Below are 15,543 nucleotides of genomic sequence, written 5' to 3'. Positions count from 1 at the left end.
CATGGGCAATCCGGTGTTCACAGTGGGGCTCGTGCAGCAAGCGGTGGCGCCGAGCGCTGCCGAAACTGTCGATGCAGCCGAGCGCGGAATTCGCGACGCCGCCGCGCGCGGCGCGCAAATCGTGTGTCTGCAGGAGCTGTTCAACGCACCTTACTTCTGCAAAGTGACGGACGCCGAGCGCTTCGATCTGGCCGAACCGATTCCCGGGCCGACGGTCGAGCGGATGCAGCACCTGGCGCGAGAGTTAGGCATCGTGATCGTCGTGCCGATCTTCGAAAAGCGCGGACCGGGACTCTATCACAACTCGGCGGCGGTCGTGGATGCCGACGGTACCCTCCTCGGCGTCTATCGGAAGATGCACATCCCGGACGATCCGCTCTACCATGAGAAGTACTATTTCACGCCGGGCGAAATGTATCAGCACGATGAAGCGCGTCCGCCGTCCGGATTCCGCGTTTTTCGGACGCGCTTCGCGACGATCGGTGTGCTGATCTGTTGGGATCAGTGGTATCCCGAGGCAGCGCGCATCACGAGTCTCATGGGCGCGCAGATCCTGCTCTATCCAACCGCGATCGGCTGGCATCCGAAGGAAAAAGCCGAGTGGGGCGAGGCGCAGGCGGACGCGTGGCGCACGGCGCAGCGGGCGCATGCGATTGCTAACGGAGTGTACGTCGCTGCCGTCAATCGCGTCGGGTTCGAAGCGGAACCTGCAACTGACGGTCTGGAATTCTTCGGGCACTCGTTCATCTGCGACCCATTCGGCCAGATGATCGCCGAAGCCTCGACCGATCCGGCCATCCTCGTCGCGGAGTGCGACCCGAAGCGCATCGAATACACGCGGCGCAACTGGCCGTTCCTGCGCGACCGCCGGATCGACGCGTACGGCGGAATCCTCGAGCGATACTTGGGTTAGGCAAAGTGAAACGATCGCTGCCTGCGTCGGGGCAACCCGGAAATGCTGCCTCGTGAGATGACTGCCGATTCGCCCTTTTCGCGACAGTCGACCGAGCGGTTCCCCGAGGATGAAGCCGGCGTCCCGCCGGGAGCCGTCCGCCGCCGCTTCCCCGCGGAATGGTCGCGGCACCGCGCGACGTGGATCGCGTGGCCACACCACGAGCCCGACTGGCCGGGGAAATTCGCCGCCATTCCATGGGTCTACGGTGAGATCGTGCGCGTGCTTCATACGCACGAAACCGTCGAACTACTGTGTTCGGACGATGACGTGCGCGAGAATGCAAGCCGCGTCCTCGAGGCGCACGCCATCGACCTGCGCCGTGTGCGCCTGCATATCGTGCCCACCGACCGCGTCTGGACGCGCGACTCCGGACCGACTGCGGTTAGGCACCATGACGGCGGCATCGCGTGGATCGGGTGGGCCTTCAATGCCTGGGCCAAGTACGACAATTTCGCGCGCGACGCCGGCGTCGCCGATCGCATCGCCCTCTTGAGCGGCCTGCCCATCGAGCACGCGGTCCGCGGTGACGACGGCGCACCGCTGGTTCTCGAAGGCGGGGGCATTGAAACGAACGGGAACGGCGTGCTGCTCGTCACCGAAGAGTGGCTGCTCTCGTCCGAGCAGATCCGGAACCCGGGCCTGGATCGCGCCGGCTACGAACGCGCGTTCGCCCGGTACCTCGGCATCGACCGCACGATCTGGTTAGGCCGCTCGTGTGTCGGCGACGATACCCACGGCCACATCGACGATGTCGCTCGCTTCGTCGACGAGCACACCGTGGCGCTCGCCTACGAGCCGGACCCCGAAGATGCCAACCACGAAGGTTCGGCCGACAACATGCGCCGCCTCGAGCTCGCCGCGCGCGACATGCCCGGCGGCTTACGCATCGTGAAACTTCCTTTCCCGCGTCCGGTGATGATGGACGGCGAGCGTCTGCCGGCGAGCTATGCCAACTTCTACATCGCCAACGACGTCGTCATGGTTCCGACGTTCAACGACCGCCGGGATCGCGAAGCGCTGGACACGCTCGCCGCGTTGTTCCCGTCGCGGGAGGTCATCGGCATTCACGCCGTCGATCTGGTGTGGGGATTGGGGACGCTCCACTGCCTCACGCAGCAGGAGCCGGCCGCCGGCCGCGGGATCAGTTAGGCGGAGCCGGCCGCGGCGCGCTCCAGCACCGCGACGACCGTGTCGTCGCTCACCTGCTCGAAATCCGCATACCACTCGCCCACGCCACGAAACTCGACCGGCGTGGCCACGCACACGACGGTGTATCCGTCGGCCGTGAGCGCGCGGCACCCATCTTCGGAGCAGACCGGCGCGGCGAACACCAGCGCGGCCGGATGCGCGCGCCGCACCGACGCCAGCGCAGCGCGAGCCGTCACGCCGGTCGCGAGGCCATCGTCGGCCAGCACCACCGCGCGCCCGGCCAGATCGGGCAGCGGTCGCTCGCCGCGAAAGCGGCGCATGCGCCGGTCGAGCTCCGCCCGCTCGAGCCGCGTGATCTTCTCGATGTACGCGTCGCTCACGCCCAACGCGGCCACGATCTCGCCATCCAGCACGCGCGTGCCGTCGGGCGCCACGGCGCCGATGCCCAGTTCCTCGTGCCCCGGCGCGCCCAGCTTGCGGGCGACGATCACATCCAGCGGCGCGCCTAACGCGCGCGCGACTTCCCGGCCGATGATCACGCCGCCGCGCGGAATCCCGAGCACGAGCGGCTGCTCCTGTCGCAGCGCCGGCATCCGCGCCAGCAGCGTCTCCGCCAACTGCCGCCCCGCGTCCGCGCGATCGGCGAACAACATCTCACGCTCCGCGCGCCGGCGGCGGCAGATGGCCCACGAACCAGTCGCGCGACAGACGTGCCACCTCTTCGAGCGCGCCCGCCTCCTCGAACAGGTGCGTGGCTCCGGGCACCGCGACGAGCTCCGCAATCGACCCCAGGATCTTGCACGCCTCTTCGTTGAGCGGAATGATCGGCACGTCGTCGCCGCCTACGATCAGCAGCGATGGCGCGCGCACGCTCTTGAGGCATTCGCGCGCCAGGTCGGGCCGGCCGCCGCGCGACACGAGGGCGAACACGTCGTGTAGTTCGGACGCGGCGCGCAGCGCCGCCGCCGCGCCCGTGCTCGCGCCGAAATATCCGAGTGCGAGCGACGACGATACAGGCCGCTCGCGCAGCCACGCCGACGCGCCTAACACGCGCGCGCCGAGCAGCTCGATGTCGAAGCGAAGCAATCCCGTGCGCGCATCCTCGCGCTGCTCGGCCGCCGTCAGCAAGTCCACCAGGAGGGTCGCGAGACCGGCGTCCTCCAGCACGTGCGCCACGAGCGCGTTGCGCGGGCTTGCGCGTCCGCTGCCGCTTCCGTGCGCAAACAGCACGACGCCGCGCGCCGAGACCGGGACGCTCAAGAGGCCGTCGAGTCGAGCATCGTCGACATCGACGACGACGTCGGTGCGCATGACCGCCGGGCGGTCCATTGCACAACTCCTGGTGCCGCTACAAGCGCACGAAGAAGCCTAGTCGATACGTGATGCGTGAGGCCGGCGGCACTTCCATGCGACGCACCTCGCCGTACAACGCCCAACGTTTCGTGAGGTCGTAGGACACGCCGAGAAAATACTCGCCGCCCAGCTTCACGCCCGTGTACTCATCATGTATCGGCTGCGACCGTGCAATGTCGGTGCCGAGGAAATGCAAGCCGAGGCCCGCGCCGACATAGGGTTCGAACCGCTTGACGTGCGCCACCGAATAGCGGGCCGCCACGCTCACGCTGAAGTCGTGAAACGAGCCGGGAATCGGGATGTCGCCGGGCTCGAACCGATGGACGTCCGCGTGCAGATAGTTGCCCTCGACCAGCAGGTGGAGCTTCGGCGTCTTCACCGAGCCCACATCCACGTCGCCGCCCAGCTCCCAGCCGTGGCGGGCGTGCTCGACCGTCGTGTAGCTCAGATACGAGCCGACGCGATCGAGGCCTAACTGAGCGACGCTGCTGTCGGCCTGCGCGTCCGCGCGCTGCGCCGCCATCAGCATGCACGCGGCCAGGCACGCCCACACTCGTGTCATGCGAGCCATTATCCGTTCGCTCCTCGCTAAGGTCGGCCGGTCATCGCTGGCGGAGCGCGATGAGGCCGCCCGCCGCCGCTGCGCCAAGGTAGACGCCGAGCAGGGCGAGCGCCACGCTCGCCGCGACGTAGGTGCCGGCGCGACCGAGCTCACCGTCGTTCAGCAGCGCCATCGTCTCGTAGGTGAACGTCGAGAACGTCGTGTAGCCCCCGCACAGACCCGTGGTGAGAAAGCCGCGCATCTCGGGTGAGATGGCCGACGTCGCCAAGGCCAGCCGCATCAGAAAGCCGAGGAGCAGCGAGCCGGTGATGTTGATGACGAGCGTTCCCACGGGGAATCCGGGGCCGAGCCGCTGCTGCATCGCAGCGCCCAGCAGCAGCCGCGCGACGCCGCCGATCGCGCTGCCTAACGCAACGGCGAGGATCATTGCCACGCCGGCACGCCCTCGATCGCGGTATCCGGCGACTCGAGCAGGAACGACAGGTCCGCGCCCGGCGGATAATCGACCGGTGCGCGCCCGCTCAAGAACACGCGCGCTCCGGCACCGCCCTCAGTCCGGCCGGTCAGCTCGACGACGCAGTCCGTGACGCGCAGCGCGCTGCCTTCGCGAAGCCCGACCACCGCCGTGCGCGGATGCAGCACCAGAAATTCGGCGATCCGCTCCGCGCGCGTCTCGCCTTGATGGCCCGGAGGATGAAAGTCCGTGTAGTGCGCGTTGATCTGGAACGGCACCAGGCCTAACGCGCCCAGGCCGGGCGGCTCGGCGATCGGCATGTCGTTGGTCGTCGAGATCGTCGGACACGCCACCACGGAGCCGGCGCTCCAGCCAATGTACGGCACACCCGCCTGCACGCGCTCGCGGATCGCAGGCAGCAGTCCCGATGACGCAAGCCGCCGGAGCAGCTGAAACGTGTTGCCGCCGCCGACGATGATCGCGCCCGCGCGACGCACCGCAGCCGCCGGATCGGGAACCTGGTGCACCGACTCCACCTCCACGCCGAACGGAACGAAGATCTCGTGCACGCGCTCGGCGTAGACATCGAGCGAGAATGACACCGCCGCGAACGGCACGAATACAGCGCGCGTCACTCCGGATAGCGCGTCCGCCAGCGCCGCCCGCGCGTACACCAGCACGCGGCCATCCGCGTCGCGCGAATTACTCAACAGCAACAGCCGGCGGGCGGCCGGCCGGCCGCGTAACTCGTTAGGCACCTGTCGCGTCCCGGGTGTCGTCCACCGTGCGCCAACTGCCCGTGATGTCGATCGGCCAGCTCGCCGGACGCTCCTCCTCCGGCAGGTGCGGCCGATACATGATCACCTTCGCGCGCTCGAGCGTGATCAGGCCGCCGCCGATCATGCCGTCCAGCTCCGGCAGCAGCCCCTGGATCGTGCTCTCTGTGTCCACCACCTCGATCACGATCGGCAGATCGAGCGACAGGACCTCGATCCGATCGCTGCGCACGCGCGAGCTGGCGCCGAATCCCATGATCGCGCGCAGTACCGTGGCGCCGGCACAATGCCGCCGCCGGAGCAGCTCGACGATCTCGCGATACAGCGGCTTCCCGTTGTGCTTGTCGCGCTCGCCGATGTGGATGCGCATGAGCACGCGCTCGCCCTTGAAGCCGTGCATCGTCGGCTCGTGCCGCTCTCCGCTGCCCGTGTCAGGCATTGTAGTGCTCCTCGTCCAGCCGCAGCTCGCCTTCGACGTCGTCGTAACTGAATAGCTCCGCGTACCGGCCCCAATCGATGACCGTCTCGAACTGACGCCGCGCCTCGGCCCGGGTGAACGACGTCTCCAGATCGGCCAGCACCTCTTCGGCCAGCAGCACGCGCGTGGGACTCGCCTCCAGCTTGTGCACGATCTCGCGCATGAGCGACAGGTGGTCCAGCACCGCGTGGCGGAACAACGTCTTCTGCGCGTCCAGCTCGAGCGGCGCAAACCGCTGGCCTAACGGGGTGAGATACACGCTCCGCTCCTGGATGTCGGCGAAGCCGAGCAAGTCGGTGGCTTCGGCGATGCGGATGAGCACCTCGCCGCGCATCTGGAGATCGCGCGCCAGATCGCTCAGCGTTCCCGAGTTGCCGATCCCGGACAGGTACTGTACGAAACCGGTCAGATCGTCGATGCTCACATCGGGCAGCGCCTGATACCGCCGCGCCCGCGCCGGCTCCGCCCTCCGCCGCTGACGCGTCGGCGCGCGCATGTACTGCTCCACCAGCTGCTCCGCATCCTCGTCCGGATTCGTGATCACCTGGTAGATCGCATCCACAAGACGCGTGCGCGCCGGACTCTTCTCGCGGCGCTCGGCCGGGCGGAGGCCCTTGAGCTCGACGCGCACGCGGCCCGGATTCGCGCCGAACACCAGAATGCGATCCGCCATCGACACCGCCTCGTCGATGTTGTGCGTCACCATCAACACGGATTTCGTCGGCATCGCGCTGTCGTTCCACAAATCGCGCAGCTCGCCGCGCAGCGTTTCCGCAGTGAGCACATCGAGCGCCGAGAACGGTTCGTCCATGAACAGGATTTCCGGCTGCACGACGAGCGCACGCGCGAACCCGACACGCTGCTTCATGCCACCCGACAGCTCCTTGGGAAACGCCTCCTCGAACCCGTCGAGGCCGATGAGGTCGATCGCGCGCAGCGTTCGGTCGCGGCGCTCGGTTTCGGGCACGTCGGTGGCCAGCAGACCGAGCTCCACGTTCTGAAACACGGTGAGCCACGGGAACAGCGCGAATTGCTGAAAGACGATGGCGACCTGCCGGTTAGGCCCGTGCAACGGCGCTCCGCGCGCGAGCACGCGGCCCTCCGACGGCTCCAGCAGCCCGGCGAGAATGCGCAGCAACGTCGACTTTCCCGAGCCGGACGGTCCGAGCAGCGCCACGAATTCGTTCTCGCGCAGCTCGAGGTCGATCCGCTCGAGCACCGGCGCCGTGTCGTCGCTGAAGAACTTGCGCACGCCTTCGGCTGCCAGGAGCACGGTGCCCGGCGGCTTGGCTGCAAGTGCGCGCGACGTGGTGGCCATCGGTGGTCCTCGTTAGGCGAATCAGCCGAGGCGGAAACGGGTCTCGGCATATCCATACAGTCGCCGCCACAGCAGCCGGTTGATCACGATCACGATCCCCGCCATCACCAGCGTGCCGGCCAGCAGTACCGGGAAATCGCCGCGCTCGGCCGCACCGGCGATGAGCGCGCCAAGTCCTGTCGTGCTCGTCGTGTGCCCCGCGAACGTGACGTACTCGGCCACGATGCTCGCGTTCCAGGCGCCTCCCGTGGCGGTGATCATGCCCGTCACGAGATACGGGAAGATGGCAGGAAGGATGAGCGTCTTCCAGCGCCGCCAACCGACCACGTGGTACATCGTCGCGGCTTCCTTGAGATCCGAGGGTATCGCCATCGCCCCCGCGATCACGTTGAACAGCACGTACCATTGTGTGCCAAGGAGCATCAGGGCCACGGCCGCCACGTTGAGCCCTCCGGGGACGGCGAGCAGCGCCAGCAAAAGCACCGGGAACACCGCCGTCGCTGGAATCGATGCTGTGATCTGCACGATCGGCTGCAGACGTCTCGCCCAACGCGGATTCGTCCCGATCGCGACGCCGGCAGGAATGGTCCACGCCGCGGCGAGCACGAGGGCGATCGTCGTCCGCGCGAGCGTGGCCCCCGCGCTCTCGCCCACCCGTCCCCAATCGCTTCGCGTTAGGCCGCTGAGCGCGTGTGCCGCCAGTCCCGCGCCCCACAGGACCGCGGCCGCGGCCAGCGCCAGCGCGACGATCCCGATGCCGCGCCGCTTGCGCCGCCGGCCGGGCGTCATCGTCTCCGGCGTGGTCTCGGGCGTGTCCCCGTTACGCGACGCGCTCAACGCGTGGTCGATGCGCCGAGCCGCGGGCCGCAGAACGCGCGACCGCAGCGCGTCGATCAGCCGTGATCCTCGCAGCGCATCCAGTACCCGAGACGTCGGTGCATCGCTCCCGGCGCTCTCGAACTTGAACCGGTCCGACCACGCCAGCAGCGGACGCCACAGAATCTGATCGAGCAGCACGATCACGATCACCAGCGTGAGCAACCCGAACACGAGCGCACGCGTATCGCCCGCGTCCGCTGCCGCCGCCAGGTACGAGCCGAGGCCGGAGAGGCGCAGACTTCCGTCGCCGACGGCGAACTGCTCGCTCGCCATGAGAAAAAACCAGCCCCCGGCCCAGCTCATCATGCTGTTGGCGATGAGCGAGATCACGCCGAACGGGACTTCGAGGCGCGTGAACTTGCGCCAGAATCCCAGCCGATAGATGCGCGCTGCCTCGGTGAGCTCGCTCGGAATCGTGATGAGCGACTGGTGAAAGCTGAAGGCGAGGTTCCAGGCCTGGCTCGTGAAAATGAGAATCACCGCCGCGAGCTCGAGTCCCAGCGTTCGTCCTGGGAAGAGCGCGACGAGCCCGAGCACCACGCCCGGCATGAACGACAGAATGGGTATGCTCTGCAGAATGTCGAGGAGCGGCAGCATCACGCGCTCGGCCGCCTTGCTCGACGCGGCAAAGCGCGCGTATGCGAGCGAGAACACGAGCGACACGATGTACGCCAGCACCATGCGCAGGGTGGAGAGCGCAGCGTAATACGGCAGCTTGGCCGGAGAGAGCGAGATGCGAAAGCCGGGCGACAACGGCGCGCGCCACTCGGCGGCCGCGCGGGTGACGCCGAACGTCACCGCCGCCACGGCGCACAGGAGGACGAACTCCACCCACCGCGGCGCCGGAGTCGTGACGACCGGCGCGGCGGGCGAGCGGCCCTCTGTAACGACGGGAGCGATCGGCTGCGCCATCCTGAGTCGAGGTTCGAGAGACGAGGAAGAAAAACGGCGCAGGCCAGAGACGGAAGTGTTCCCGCGCGAACGGTCGCGCAGGGCCCGACGTGTCACCGCATGGGACTACTTCCCTTCCAGCTCGTCCGCCAGCCGCGCCGACTCGTAGACGTTCCGCAGCGCCTCGATGATGGCGCGCGACGACACGCTCACCGAACGCGCGGCGTCGTCGGTGAAGATGAATCGGTTAGGCAGCGACTCGATGTTGCCGTCGAAGATCAGGCCGACGAGCTCGCCGTCGCGGTTCACCACCGGACTCCCCGAATTGCCGCCGATGATGTCGTTGGTCGACACGAAGTCGAGCGGCGTGCTCAGATCCATTTTCGCCCGCTGCTGCATCCAGCGGTCCGGCAGATGAAACGGCGGCTTGTCGTCGAACGCCGTTGCATGACCGAACATGCCGTAGAACGTGGTCTTGTACGGCGCGATGCTCCCGTTGTACGGATAACCTTTCACGACACCATCGGTGATGCGCAGCGTGAACGTCGCATCGGGCGGCAGCTTGGTGTTGTACACCGCGAACAGCGCCTGGCCGACACGATCGGCGTTGGCCGAGATGACGTCGTTGAGACGCGCTTCCGTCGCTTGAACCTGATCGACTAACGGAGCGATCTTGCGGGCCAGCACGATCATCGGATCGGTGGACGTGTCCACCGCTGCGTTGCCGCCGTCGAGCAGCGCCTGCCGCGCCGCCGGCGACGCCAGCTTGGTGCCCGACAACAGCGACGCCGCCACATCCTCCGGCGCGCGCAGCCCCAACACGATCGTCCGGTAGGGATCGTTAGGCGGGAGCGCCTGCTGCACCGACTTGAGAAACGAAACGAGTTGCATCCGCTCCGACGTCGAATCGACCGGCTGGTCGACGAGCACCGCCTGCCGGATCCGCGCCAGACCGTTGCCGCGGTATTGCGGCAGGCGCTTCGCGTCCGCCAGCGCGCTCTCCGCCGGTATGCGCACCAGAGCTCCGGCCCAGTTCAGCAGCTGCGAGCCGAATGGCGGGTTGAAGCTGAAGCTGTAGTAATTCGTCTGCGCGGCCATTGCCGTGAGCTGCCGCTCGGCGTTCGCCATCTCCGTCCAGGCGCTGCCGTACTTCGGGCGGAGCGCCGGATCTGCATCGACGCGCGCACGAAGATCCCGCTCGAACGCCGCCTTCCGCGCCATGATCGTCGAGTCGAGCAAGCCCGCGCGGTATCCGGTGACCGCCTTCTTCGAGTTCTCGATGTTGAAGATCAGGTTCTCGTACTTGCGCTGGTTCTCGGCGCTCTGTGCGCTCAACGTGCCGAGCATCGCGATGACGCGATCGTAGGCGGCGAGCGTGAACGGATACTGCACGTCGCGCAGGTACTGCATCTGCGCCAACGTCAGCAGCCGGCCCGTCGAGCCGGGATTGCCCGTCACGAAAACGAGGTCGCCCTCGCGCGCGCCGGACTTGCTCCATTTGAGATAATCCGTCACGACCATCGGCGAGTCGTTCTGGTAGACGCGCAGGAGCGCCATGTCGAGGTCGTAGCGAGGATACGTGAAGTTGTCCGGATCGCCGCCGAAAAACGCCGCCTCTTCTTCGGGCACCATCACGAGCCTGACATCGGTGTAGCGTTGATAGCGGTACAGCGAGTACATCCCGCCCTGATAAAGTGTCACGACCTCGCAGCGCAGATGCGTCGACGCCGCGCATTCGTCCTGCACTTGAGCGATTGCCGAGTCCCGCTGCTGCACCTGCGCGTCCGCGCTTTTCGCGGTCACGGCGCCGCGAATGCGCTTCGTCACATCCTCGATCGACCGCAGCTGGTCCACGTACAGCGTCGAGCACTTTCGTTCGTCCGCGATCGTCGCGGCCACGAAGCCGGTCGTGTTGTAGTTCGTGTCCGCCGGCGATGCCGAGGCGACGCACGCACGCGCACAATGGTGGTTGGTCAGAACCAACCCGCGCGCCGAAACGAACGAGGCCGAACATCCCGGCAGCCGCACCGACGCCAACCGCACGTGCGTTAGCCACGCCGAGTCCGGCGTGAATCCGTACGTCTGCTTCCAGTACTCGAGCGGCGGAGCATCGAACGTCCACATCGTGCCCGCCTCTTTCACGTACTTCGCCGGGCCGAGCGGAACCGGCAGCCGCGCCGGTTCCTTCGGTACGCGCAACGGCGGCTTGCGCGGCGTTACCTGCGAAAATGATGTCGACGGAAGCCCAACGGAAAGAACGGCGAGTGCCACAAAGGCGCGACGGAGCGGACAGAGCAGGCGATCGATAGTCACGTAAGCCTCGTCGAGTCGAAATGGGCCAAAGTCGTGCAAGCCAAATTTGATCGTCGAGCGACAGAGCGAAAGGCCTTTCTCGCGTGCCGGTGCATCGCGGCTCCGGCTTGGCATGGACCTCGCACTCCGATTGACCCACGCGCTGGTGCAGCTTACCATGCCTTCGCCGCGGTTGCTCGGACAGAACTGCATTCGTCTCTTCGAGCACACGCACGATCTCTTACACCTCCCATCGGTCGAGATGCCGCGTCGCCTACGCTTTCTTCGTGCTGTCGTCGCAATGGTCGCCGGTGCGCTGCTCGTGAGCGCCGCGACCGTCCAGGCGCAGGACGGGGTGCGAACGACGCCGCCCGTTGAAGAGACCCAATCCTTCAGCACGTTCCACTACTCGGCGCTCGGCGACTCGATCGTCGAGCTGGCGCGCGAACAGTTGGGCAAGCGATACGTCTTCGGCGGCGCGTCGCCTCGGCGCGGCTTCGACTGCAGCGGATTGGTCAAATACATCGCGAGCGTGCTTCACATCGACGTTCCGCGCACGGCTCGCATGCAGGCACACGCAGGCGCACACGTTGCCAAAGACACCGCGCAGCTGCTACCCGGCGACCTGCTGACGTTCGGACGCGGGTCGCGCATCTCGCACATCGGGATTTACGTGGGCAACGGACGTTTCATCCACGCGAGCACCAAGGCCGGCCGCGTGATCGAAACCTTGCTGCTTCGGCCGCCGGCGCGCGGCATCAAGCCATGGCAGGGTGTGCGTCGACTCGCGCTCGCCGACGCCGACTCGCTCACGGCGAGCGAGTTGCCGCTTCACTGACGCAGCTCAGGGCTGACGCACGCTCGCTTCGACGACCACGTGCGCGCCCGTCCTCGGAAAATCCAGTTTCGACAGCGAGTCGGCGAGCACCGCGGCGCGCGCTCGCGGGTCGGCGCGCACGAGTCCCGGAGCGCGTTGTCGCGTCGAGATGAATCGCACCGCGCTCACCGCCCCGCGACCGTCCATCGTTGCGCAGAGCACGGCGCCGCGATCGAGCGGACTCCGCAACGCGAACGGTCCGTACGTCACGAGATTGCCTAACGAATAGGCAATGAGGGCGCCGTGTCGCCACTCGAGCGCGCGCACCACGTGCGGTCCGTGCCCAACGACGAGGGTCGCTCCGGCATCCACCGCCGCGTGCGCGAACGCCACCGGGTTCCCGCGACGCTCGTCGAGGAACGTCTCCATCGTGTCTCGCGTCCGCTGGGCGCTCGCCCCTTCGGCGCCGACGTGCATCGTGACCACCAGGCGCGGATAGCGCGCGGCCGCGCGCGACACGTGTCGTCGCACCGCGCGCAGGTCGCGCACGTCGGGCTCGCCCGAACTCCCGAAACCAAGGAATGCTACGGTGTCACCCCGCGACGAGACGACCGGTGTCGCGAGAGTGTCCGCGCCCGTCACGTGAACGCCGGCGCGGTCGAGCGCTTCGAGCGTGCGCGCGAGCCCCGTCACTCCGGCGTCGCGCGAATGATTGTTGGCGACGTTGGCGACGACCTCCCCGCCGTCGCGCAAATGACGAAGAGCTGACGCGGCGGATGCAGGCATTCGGAGGGCGTAGCATCCCGAAGTCGAGCCGGCGCACTTCGTTCGCGCGCTCGTATCCGGATCGATCGCGCTGTCGCCGATGGCCCCTTCGAGGTTCACCATTACCATGTCGGCGCTGTCGAGCATGGGCAGCAGCGGCGCCAATAACTGCGACGGCGCGGGCAACGCCTCCGGCCGACGTCGCATCCATTTAGCGGCGCGATCCACCCACGTGGTGTCGAGATTGGTGCCGAGGGATACGTCGCCGCCCGTACACACACGCACCCCGGTCGTGTCGGCTCGCGATTCTCCAGAACGCGTCGCTTGCGAGAACACTGGAGCCGCCGGGGACGCGACAAAGACCACGGTCACAGCCAGCGAAAGGCGACCGCAGAGATGCGTCAGAACGACCGCTCGAATGCATGTCCGGAATTGGGACATGCATTCCCATTGGCGGGCACCCCGCCGCGAAAAGAATCTCGCGGCAGCTGGACAAACCATTGCCCTACAAGCGATTGTCCAATCTGTCACTCGGGCACGCTCCTTCCCGTAGGGGAGTGAGCGAGAAGCCGCACATCAGCGGCGCCTACGACCCATCTCAGTCATTGATCTGTGGACATTCCGCGCGAACCACCTAGCAAGAAGAAGCGCAACATTCTCATCGGCGCTGGCGTCCTTGCCGTCGTGATCATTACTGCAGCGCTCAGTCGCCTCAGTCCGGCCGCACCCCCCGTAGACCGGGCGACTCTGATGATCGACACGGTACGCCGCGGTGAGATGGTGCGCCAAGTTCGTGGACCCGGCACGTTGGTACCCGATCAGATCGTGTGGATCTCTGCTCTTACCGGAGGCCGCATCGATCAGATCTACGTGCGTCCGCCCGCCAAGGTCACGGCCAACACCCTGATCCTTACCATGTCCAATCCGGACGTGACGCTCGAGCAACTCAATGCCGACCAGCAGCTAAGCGCTGCCGAGGCCGCCATGGCCAGCCTCAAGACGACGCTGGAAACACAGCGTCTCAACGAAGAAGGCGTGGTGGCGAACGCGCGCAATCAATATCAAACCGACAAGCGCGCCGCCGAAGTGTCGGGTGCCTTGCTCGCCAAGGGCCTCATCTCCACGCAGGATGCCGCGAACGCCAAGGACAAAGCGGCCGCTTCGGAAACTGCCTACCAGGTGGAAACCCAACGGCTCGATGTGATGTCCAAGACAATCGATGACCAGTTGAAGCTGCAGCAGCAGCAGATCGACCGGCTCAAGGCGATTTCGGCATTCCAGAAAAAGCGAGTGGAATCGATGGAGGTTCGGGCGGGCTCTGATGGCGTGCTGCAGGACATGGATCTGCAACCGGGTCAGTGGCTGCAGCCGGGAACGCTGCTCGCGAAGGTTGCGCAGCCCGGCAAGCTCAAAGCCGAGCTTCGCATTCCGGAAAACCAGGCGGCCGACGTGCAGGACGGTCAGCCGTGCGCCGTCGACCTGCGAAACGGAATCGTTCAAGGACACGTAACGCGTATTGATCCTTCGGCGCAGTCCGGAACCGTTGGTGTAGACGTGGCGCTCGACGGGCCACTGCCGCCAGGTGCTCGTCCGGACCTGAGCGTCGACGGGACAATCGAAGTGGAGCGGCTCAAGAACGTGCTCTACGTCGGGCGGCCCGCTTACGGACAGCCGGAGAGCACGGTCGGTCTCTTCAAGTTGACGCCCGATGGCAAGGAAGCGACGCGCGTGAACGTGAAGTTGGGCCGGGCATCGGTTACGACCATCGAAGTGGTGCAAGGTCTCAATGTTGGCGACAAGGTGATCATCTCCGACATGTCGCAGTGGGATTCGCACGACCGCGTCAGTTTGCATTGATCGAGTACGACCAGTTTCAGCCGAGCACTCAGCGTACGCATCCAACCTCGACCCCGGCCTCCCCATGGACTCCGTCTCGCCAACTCCCGTTCCCGCCTCCTCCCCGGGTGGTTCCTACACATCAGCCACTGCGGATGGCAAGGCGCTGATCCGGCTCGACTCCATCGCCAAGATTTTCTACACGGAGGAGGTCGAGACGCACGCGTTGGCGAGCGTGCATCTCGAGGTGCCGGCAGGTGAGTATCTCGCCATCGCCGGGCCGTCGGGCTGCGGCAAGACGACGCTGCTGTCGATCCTCGGGCTGCTCGACACGCCGACGCAGGGTGAGTACCTGCTCGACGGGCAGCCGGTCGCGGGCCTAACGGCGAGCCAGCGCGCGCGCGTTCGGAACCGCCAGATCGGGTTCATCTTCCAAGCGTTCAACCTGATCGGCGACCTCACGGTCTACGAGAACGTGGAGCTGCCGCTCACGTATCGCGGCATGGATTCCACCGAGCGTCGCAAGCGCGTGCTCGAAGCGCTCGAGAAAGTGGGCATGTCCCACCGCGTGAAGCATTATCCCTCGCAGCTCTCCGGCGGTCAGCAGCAGCGCGTGGCAGTCGCGCGCGCCGTCGCCGGCGATCCGTTGATCCTCCTTGCCGACGAGCCCACGGGAAACCTGGACTCGACGAACGGCGAGGCGGTCATGGAGCTCCTGCGCGACCTGCACCGTCAGGGCGCGACGATCATCATGGTGACGCACGATCCGCGGTACGCGGCGCATGCCGACCGCTCGATCCATCTGTTCGACGGCCGTGTGGTGGAAGACGAGAAAGGCCCGAAGGAACAGGCGGACGAAGCGCAGCTGCGCGAAAGCGGATTCTGAGACAACGGAAAGCGGCGGCTCGCGCCGCCTGAGGGACGCGGGGGCGTCACCGCCCCCGGGAGAGACGGCCGCCTAACAACGGCCGGCGGGATGTCGGGAGCGGTCCGGGGATCGCGGCCCGACGGGGGAACC

General features: G+C 66.7%; 15 protein-coding genes. 5 read left to right on the top strand and 10 right to left on the bottom strand.

Annotated elements, in window-relative coordinates; genetic code table 11:
• The first annotated feature begins 1 nt into the window (after position 1).
• Together VFW04_11870 and VFW04_11865 are read left to right on the top strand one after the other, a co-directional pair.
• Positions 2–913 (top strand): carbon-nitrogen hydrolase, encoded by a 912-nt coding sequence (locus VFW04_11870; protein HEX5180020.1) that lies wholly within the window; start codon positions 2–4, stop codon positions 911–913.
• Between the two features lie 57 nt (positions 914–970).
• Positions 971–2,104: an agmatine deiminase family protein gene (locus VFW04_11865; GenBank protein ID HEX5180019.1), complete on the top strand. Its 1,134-nt coding sequence runs from the start codon at positions 971–973 to the stop codon at positions 2,102–2,104.
• On the opposite strand, the gene VFW04_11860 is transcribed toward VFW04_11865, so the two are convergent.
• From VFW04_11860 to VFW04_11820, 9 genes are all read right to left on the bottom strand, one after another.
• Positions 2,101–2,757, bottom strand: a complete 657-nt coding sequence (locus VFW04_11860) for a phosphoribosyltransferase family protein (GenBank protein HEX5180018.1) — start codon at positions 2,755–2,757, stop codon at positions 2,101–2,103. The genes VFW04_11865 and VFW04_11860 overlap by 4 nt on opposite strands.
• A 1-nt stretch (position 2,758) precedes the next feature.
• Positions 2,759–3,433: a hypothetical protein gene (locus VFW04_11855; protein HEX5180017.1), complete on the bottom strand. Its 675-nt coding sequence runs from the start codon at positions 3,431–3,433 to the stop codon at positions 2,759–2,761.
• A 19-nt stretch (positions 3,434–3,452) separates the two neighbouring features.
• A complete protein-coding gene (locus VFW04_11850) occupies positions 3,453–4,019 on the bottom strand; it encodes an outer membrane beta-barrel protein (protein HEX5180016.1) in 567 nt (188 codons plus the stop codon).
• A gap of 40 nt (positions 4,020–4,059) precedes the next feature.
• Positions 4,060–4,446, bottom strand: coding sequence for a fluoride efflux transporter CrcB (crcB, locus tag VFW04_11845; GenBank protein ID HEX5180015.1), 387 nt, complete (start codon positions 4,444–4,446; stop codon positions 4,060–4,062).
• Positions 4,443–5,231: a dipeptidase PepE gene (pepE, locus tag VFW04_11840; GenBank protein HEX5180014.1), complete on the bottom strand. Its 789-nt coding sequence runs from the start codon at positions 5,229–5,231 to the stop codon at positions 4,443–4,445. The genes crcB and pepE overlap by 4 nt, the downstream gene beginning before the upstream one ends.
• A complete protein-coding gene (locus VFW04_11835; GenBank protein ID HEX5180013.1) occupies positions 5,224–5,688 on the bottom strand; it encodes a DUF190 domain-containing protein in 465 nt (154 codons plus the stop codon). Before VFW04_11835 ends, pepE begins: the two co-directional genes overlap by 8 nt.
• Positions 5,681–7,045, bottom strand: coding sequence for a nitrate/sulfonate/bicarbonate ABC transporter ATP-binding protein (locus VFW04_11830; GenBank protein ID HEX5180012.1), 1,365 nt, complete (start codon positions 7,043–7,045; stop codon positions 5,681–5,683). Before VFW04_11830 ends, VFW04_11835 begins: the two co-directional genes overlap by 8 nt.
• A gap of 21 nt (positions 7,046–7,066) precedes the next feature.
• Positions 7,067–8,836 (bottom strand): ABC transporter permease subunit, encoded by a 1,770-nt coding sequence (locus VFW04_11825; protein HEX5180011.1) that lies wholly within the window; start codon positions 8,834–8,836, stop codon positions 7,067–7,069.
• Positions 8,837–8,941: 105 nt separating this feature from the next.
• Positions 8,942–11,128 carry a S46 family peptidase gene (locus tag VFW04_11820; protein HEX5180010.1) on the bottom strand — a complete coding sequence of 729 codons (2,187 nt, stop codon included), beginning with the start codon at positions 11,126–11,128 and terminating at the stop codon, positions 8,942–8,944.
• Positions 11,129–11,285: 157 nt separating this feature from the next.
• Here VFW04_11820 and VFW04_11815 point away from each other — a divergent pair, with 157 nt between their 5' ends.
• Positions 11,286–11,945 carry a C40 family peptidase gene (locus VFW04_11815; GenBank protein ID HEX5180009.1) on the top strand — a complete coding sequence of 220 codons (660 nt, stop codon included), beginning with the start codon at positions 11,286–11,288 and terminating at the stop codon, positions 11,943–11,945.
• A 6-nt stretch (positions 11,946–11,951) separates the two neighbouring features.
• On the opposite strand, the gene VFW04_11810 is transcribed toward VFW04_11815, so the two are convergent.
• Positions 11,952–12,974 carry a CapA family protein gene (locus VFW04_11810; GenBank protein ID HEX5180008.1) on the bottom strand — a complete coding sequence of 341 codons (1,023 nt, stop codon included), beginning with the start codon at positions 12,972–12,974 and terminating at the stop codon, positions 11,952–11,954.
• A 327-nt stretch (positions 12,975–13,301) separates the two neighbouring features.
• Here VFW04_11810 and VFW04_11805 point away from each other — a divergent pair, with 327 nt between their 5' ends.
• Both VFW04_11805 and VFW04_11800 read left to right on the top strand, forming a co-directional pair.
• Positions 13,302–14,546 carry an HlyD family efflux transporter periplasmic adaptor subunit gene (locus tag VFW04_11805; GenBank protein ID HEX5180007.1) on the top strand — a complete coding sequence of 415 codons (1,245 nt, stop codon included), beginning with the start codon at positions 13,302–13,304 and terminating at the stop codon, positions 14,544–14,546.
• A 64-nt stretch (positions 14,547–14,610) separates the two neighbouring features.
• Positions 14,611–15,411 (top strand): ABC transporter ATP-binding protein, encoded by an 801-nt coding sequence (locus VFW04_11800; protein HEX5180006.1) that lies wholly within the window; start codon positions 14,611–14,613, stop codon positions 15,409–15,411.
• The last annotated feature ends 132 nt before the right edge of the window (positions 15,412–15,543 follow it).

The organism is Gemmatimonadaceae bacterium (genome assembly GCA_036273715.1).
Lineage (GTDB): Bacteria > Gemmatimonadota > Gemmatimonadetes > Gemmatimonadales > Gemmatimonadaceae > JADGGM01.
The sequence above is the reverse complement of the archived record's forward strand: the minus strand, read 5'-3'. Positions and strand labels throughout refer to the sequence as shown.

Bases quoted from the DNA above. Each gene is read 5' to 3' on its own strand.
- VFW04_11870 (HEX5180020.1), top strand. From the start codon at position 2: ATGGGCAATCCGGTGTTCACAGTGGGGCTCGTGCAGCAAGCGGTGGCG.
- VFW04_11865 (HEX5180019.1), top strand. From the start codon at position 971: ATGACTGCCGATTCGCCCTTTTCGCGACAGTCGACCGAGCGGTTCCCC.
- VFW04_11860 (HEX5180018.1), bottom strand. From the start codon at position 2,757: ATGTTGTTCGCCGATCGCGCGGACGCGGGGCGGCAGTTGGCGGAGACG.
- VFW04_11855 (HEX5180017.1), bottom strand. From the start codon at position 3,433: ATGGACCGCCCGGCGGTCATGCGCACCGACGTCGTCGTCGATGTCGAC.
- VFW04_11850 (HEX5180016.1), bottom strand. From the start codon at position 4,019: ATGACACGAGTGTGGGCGTGCCTGGCCGCGTGCATGCTGATGGCGGCG.
- crcB (HEX5180015.1), bottom strand. From the start codon at position 4,446: ATGATCCTCGCCGTTGCGTTAGGCAGCGCGATCGGCGGCGTCGCGCGG.
- VFW04_11835 (HEX5180013.1), bottom strand. From the start codon at position 5,688: ATGCCTGACACGGGCAGCGGAGAGCGGCACGAGCCGACGATGCACGGC.
- VFW04_11830 (HEX5180012.1), bottom strand. From the start codon at position 7,045: ATGGCCACCACGTCGCGCGCACTTGCAGCCAAGCCGCCGGGCACCGTG.
- VFW04_11825 (HEX5180011.1), bottom strand. From the start codon at position 8,836: ATGGCGCAGCCGATCGCTCCCGTCGTTACAGAGGGCCGCTCGCCCGCC.
- VFW04_11815 (HEX5180009.1), top strand. From the start codon at position 11,286: ATGCCTTCGCCGCGGTTGCTCGGACAGAACTGCATTCGTCTCTTCGAG.
- VFW04_11800 (HEX5180006.1), top strand. From the start codon at position 14,611: ATGGACTCCGTCTCGCCAACTCCCGTTCCCGCCTCCTCCCCGGGTGGT.